Genomic DNA, 4208 nt, shown 5'->3' on the forward strand with positions numbered 1-4208 from the left:
GCGCAAACCTGCGGCTGATGCGCGAAGAGATCTTTGGCCCGGTGCTGCCGATCGTCGAATATGCCGGCATCGACGACGCGATCGACCATGTAAACGGGGCGGACCGGCCGCTGGCGCTCTACTGGTTCGGACGCGACAGCGGCAACCGTCAACGCATGCTGCACGAGACCGTCGCCGGCGGCGTCACCATCAACGACTGCATGCTGCATCTGGTGCAGGAGAACCAGCCCTTCGGCGGTGTCGGCGCCAGCGGCATGGGCGCCTATCACGGCGAATGGGGCTTTCGCACCTTCAGCAAGGAGAAGCCGGTTTTCCTGCAGTCGCGGCTGAGCGCCGGCGCCATGTTGCGTCCGCCCTACGGCAAGACGTTCGAGCGGCTCTTCAGCCTGCTCCGGCACATCACCTGACCGGACGTAGCCACCCAGCCATCACGGCGCGTTAAACCTATGTTCACCATCATGCGGCAGGTTTCGCATCCTGCGGTCATGTCTTGAGTACCGCGGCGCCACAAGCGCCCAGGCAACAACCCGCGTCTCTTTTGGGGCGCGGGTTTTCCCTGCTCGATCTCCTACTCTTGGCTAGAGCAATTCAAAGAGAAAGAAAATCGGCCCGGTGCGGCGTAAAGCTGTCGATCAGCCGCCCCGCTTCGAGCGCCTTGACGCCGTGCACCAGACCGGACGGCACGATGAAACTGCCGCCGGCCGCGAGGGTTTCGGTCCGGCCGGCGATGGTCACTTCGAAGCGGCCTAGGGCGAAGCAGATCCTAGGGCGAGACCCGCAAGAGAGCCGGTCCGTTCTCGCCATTTTCCCGGCGTGATCCCGGTGACCCGTTTGAAGGCGCGACTGAATGCAGCCTCGGATTGATATCCCACGCCGGCAGCGATACTTGCGAGACTTTCGTGGCCGAAACGCAGACGCTCCCCAGCCAGCTGGATCCTCCAACTCGTCACGTATTCGATCGGCGGGCGGCCGAGCAGCGCGTTGAACCGCCCTGCAACGATCGTGCGCGATGAGCCAACCTTGTCGGCAATCTGGCCGACGGTCCAGTGGCGTGCCGGATCGGCGTGGAGAAGCTGCAGCGTCCTTGCGACAATCGGATCGTTTAGCGCCGCGAACCAACCCTTTGAGCCAGGTGAAAGCCGGGCGACATGGCGCCTCAGCAGTTCAACGAACAAAAGCTCCATGAGCCTTCCGAGCATCGCCTGTGAACCCGGTGCCGCCGCCTCGACGTGCAAATCGATTTCCTGCACGGTTGAGGCGATCAGGGCGCCAACCTTGTCCTCTGACATCTTCTCGACGATGAGCGCCGGAAGCGTGCGGAACACCGGCGCGAACAGGAATTCTGAAGACTCAAGGAAGCCGCAGACCATGCGCAGTTCGTCACCACCGCCGCCATAATTGACAGTCCACATCCCTTCGATCCGACCAGGCTGAACGATTTCTCCGGCTGCGGCCATCACCAGCGGCTCACCCTTCCAAAACCTGTGGTGGCCGGCGAATGGCAGGAACAACAGATCGCCAGCAGTGACTTCCCGCCGCTCGCCATTTCCGGCCTCAAAAGTACAGTTGCCCGCTACGATGAAATGGAAAATGCTGATGTGGCGCAGATACGCCATGGGGCTGACCGGGTCGTAGTATTTCGGGGCTACAACGCCGAACGGCGCACTAAAGCAGGCGTTCAGAAAGACGGAGCCGGTCAGCCTTACGGCTTTCAGCATTTCCGACAGCAGATCCGGCCCGACGGGAGGCCCGTGGTCCGGCGTACCTGCATGTAAATCCGATGTTTCAATCATTGCTGAACCTGAAGTCTGGCGTCTACACCTCCAGAACGCTGCAGCTCGACAGATTAATCCCGCATCACCCGATGCCCGATCTTATCAACCCTCGAGCTTTGGCAAAAAACACGACCTTTCTGCGACCCAAATGGAGACACCAGGATGTTGAAACTTGCCTGCGCACTTGCACTTCTGCTTGTTGGAACAGCGCCCCTATTTGCTCACGACGCGCCCATAAACGCCGACGAAATCAAGTGGGGGCCCGCTCCTGCTGTCCTTCCAGCTGGCGCCCAGATCGCGGTTGTTGCAGGCGATCCGTCAAAGGACGGCATCTATGTGCTGCGGCTGAAGATGCCCGCGGGCTACAAAATTCCCGCGCACAACCACCCCACTTCGGAATATGTGACAGTGATTTCCGGCAACTTTCATATCGGAATGGGCGACAAGCTCGACGAGGCGAAGGGTATCGAACTGACGGCTGGCGGCTTCGGCGTTGCCCCGACTGGAATGAATCACTTCGCGTGGACGACAAGCGATACGATTGTCGAGGTTCACGGCGAGGGACCTTTCGCGATTACCTACGTCAACCCGGCAGACGACCCAACCAAAAAGTAGCAATTCACTGATCGCAAGATGTCCCAAGGACGTCGATGTAACCGACGAATCACTGCGCATCCTGCGGTGATGGTCAGAGTACTGCGGCGCCAAAGGGCTTAGGCAACAGGCCCGCGCCTCTTCGGAGACAAGGGGTTTTTCGTTTGCGAGGTGTGCTGGAACAAGGCAGCGCGGGCTTCTTCTGGCGTGCATTGATCCCGCTCGCTCAGCCGAGGAAATCGGCCCGGTGCGGCGTGAAGCTGTCGACCAGCCGCCCTGCTTCGAGCGCCTTGACGCCGTGCACCAGACCGGACGGCACGATGAAACTGCCGCCGGCCGCGAGGATTTCGGTCTGGCCGTCGATGGTCACCTCGAAGCGGCCCTCGGCGACATAGCTTGCCTGGACATGCGGGTGCGAATGCAGGGCGCCGACGCCACCCCTGTCGAAGCCGAATTCGACCAGCATCAATTCATCGGTGTGCAGAAGGACGCGCCGCCTGTTGCCGTCCGGCGTTGTCGTCCACGCGCCCTTGCCGGCCGGCGCGAAAATCCTTGCGGTCATCGTCATCTCCTCATCGCGGATAAGTGACCAGCGTCTATTGCGCGAGCACGCGTCAGAGCCGGTAGGCCTTCTTGGCCAGCGTGTAGGCCAGTTCCCCAGCCAGCTCATGCGCCTCGTCCTCGCGCAGCCGGTGCTCGGCAACGAGACGCGCCAGGAAGGCACAGTCGACGCGACGCGCCACATCGTGGCGCGCCGGTATCGAGGGGAAGGCTCTCGTGTCGTCGTTGAAGCCGACCGTGTTGTAGAAGCCGGCCGTTTCCGTCGTCATTTCGCGGAACCGGCGCATGCCTTCCGGGCTGTCGTGGAACCACCAGGCCGGCCCGAGTTTGAGCGCCGGGTAGACGCCGGCGAGCGGCGCCAGTTCGCGCGCATAACTGGTCTCGTCGAGCGTGAACAGGATGACGGTAAGGTCGCGCTCCAGCCCGACGCAGTCGAGCAGCGGCTTCAGCGCCATTACATAGTCGGTCCGGGTCGGGATATCGAAGCCCTTGTCGCGGCCGAATTTCTCGAAGACAGCGCGTGAGTGATTGCGCTGGGAACCGGGATGGATTTGCAGGACCAGCCCGTCGTCGAGACTCATCTTGGCCATCTCGGTCAGCATCTGGGCGCGGAACAATTTTCGCTCACGCTCGTCGTCGGAACCACGGCGAACCCGATTGAACAGCTCTTGCGCCGCGGCACCTGAAAGATTGGCGGTCTCGGCCGTCGGATGGCCGTGGTCGGACGAGGTTGCGCCAAAACTCTTGAAGAAGGCGCGCCGCTGGCGATGCGCATCGAGATAGCCACCCCAACTGCCGGTATCGCAGCCGGTGATCTCTCCGAGCTGGTCGAGATTGGTCGAGAACCCTTCGAAGTCGGGATCGACGACCGCGTCCGGGCGGTAGGCGGTGACGACGCGGCCCTGCCAGCCGCTGTCGCGGATCATCTGGTGCCATTGGAGATCGTCGAGCGCGCCTTCCGTTGTCGCGATGACCTCGATGTTGAAGCGCTCGAACAACGCGCGCGGACGGAAATTCTCCCACTGCAGCAGCGTCGCAATGGTGTCGTAGTGGCGGTCGGCAGTTGCGGCGGTCAGCGGTTCGTCGATGCCGAACAGATGGGCGAGCACATGATCGAACCACAGCCGGGTCGGCGTGCCGCGAAACAGATAATAGTACTCGGCAAAACGCCGCCAGATCGTCCGGCCGTCGGTCTCGACCGGCCCACCGCCCAGCGTCGCCACGCCGAGATCCTCAAGCCGAACGCCTTGGCTGAACAGCATGCGGAAGATGTAGTGG

General features: G+C 62.0%; 5 protein-coding genes and 1 pseudogene. 2 read left to right on the forward strand and 4 right to left on the reverse strand.

What is annotated here, in order from left to right:
• Window positions 1-407: aldehyde dehydrogenase family protein (locus tag EN935_RS24720; protein WP_127373699.1), on the forward strand; the 407-nt coding region annotated here is incomplete at its 5' end.
• A 181-nt stretch (window positions 408-588) separates the two neighbouring features.
• Here the strand turns inward: EN935_RS24720 and EN935_RS24725 are convergent.
• Window positions 589-747 (reverse strand): annotated as a pseudogene (locus tag EN935_RS24725) (cupin); the annotation flags it as partial.
• Entirely contained in the window at window positions 747-1793 is a 1047-nt protein-coding gene (locus EN935_RS24730) for an AraC family transcriptional regulator (protein WP_127264999.1), read from the reverse strand. The pseudogene EN935_RS24725 and the gene EN935_RS24730, both read right to left, overlap by 1 nt.
• A gap of 144 nt (window positions 1794-1937) precedes the next feature.
• On the opposite strand from EN935_RS24730, the gene EN935_RS24735 reads away from it, so the two are divergent.
• Window positions 1938-2390 (forward strand): cupin domain-containing protein, encoded by a 453-nt coding sequence (locus tag EN935_RS24735; RefSeq protein WP_127373700.1) that lies wholly within the window; start codon window positions 1938-1940, stop codon window positions 2388-2390.
• Window positions 2391-2595: 205 nt separating this feature from the next.
• Here EN935_RS24735 and EN935_RS24740 read toward each other — a convergent pair whose 3' ends face one another.
• Complete coding sequence (locus EN935_RS24740) at window positions 2596-2931, reverse strand: cupin domain-containing protein (protein ID WP_109665404.1); 336 nt, start codon at window positions 2929-2931, stop codon at window positions 2596-2598.
• A 52-nt stretch (window positions 2932-2983) separates the two neighbouring features.
• Window positions 2984-4208, reverse strand: a 1225-nt coding sequence (gene uxaC / locus EN935_RS24745) for a glucuronate isomerase (RefSeq protein ID WP_127373701.1), incomplete at its 5' end; no start/stop codon positions are given.

This window comes from Mesorhizobium sp. M7D.F.Ca.US.004.03.1.1, from assembly GCF_003998635.1.
Lineage (GTDB): Bacteria > Pseudomonadota > Alphaproteobacteria > Rhizobiales > Rhizobiaceae > Mesorhizobium > Mesorhizobium loti.

What these genes read in the sequence shown, in the direction of transcription:
- EN935_RS24735 (WP_127373700.1), top strand. Translation starts at nt 1,938, where the DNA reads ATGTTGAAACTTGCCTGCGCACTTGCACTTCTGCTTGTTGGAACAGCG.
- EN935_RS24730 (WP_127264999.1), bottom strand. Translation starts at nt 1,793, where the DNA reads ATGATTGAAACATCGGATTTACATGCAGGTACGCCGGACCACGGGCCT.
- EN935_RS24740 (WP_109665404.1), bottom strand. Translation starts at nt 2,931, where the DNA reads ATGACCGCAAGGATTTTCGCGCCGGCCGGCAAGGGCGCGTGGACGACA.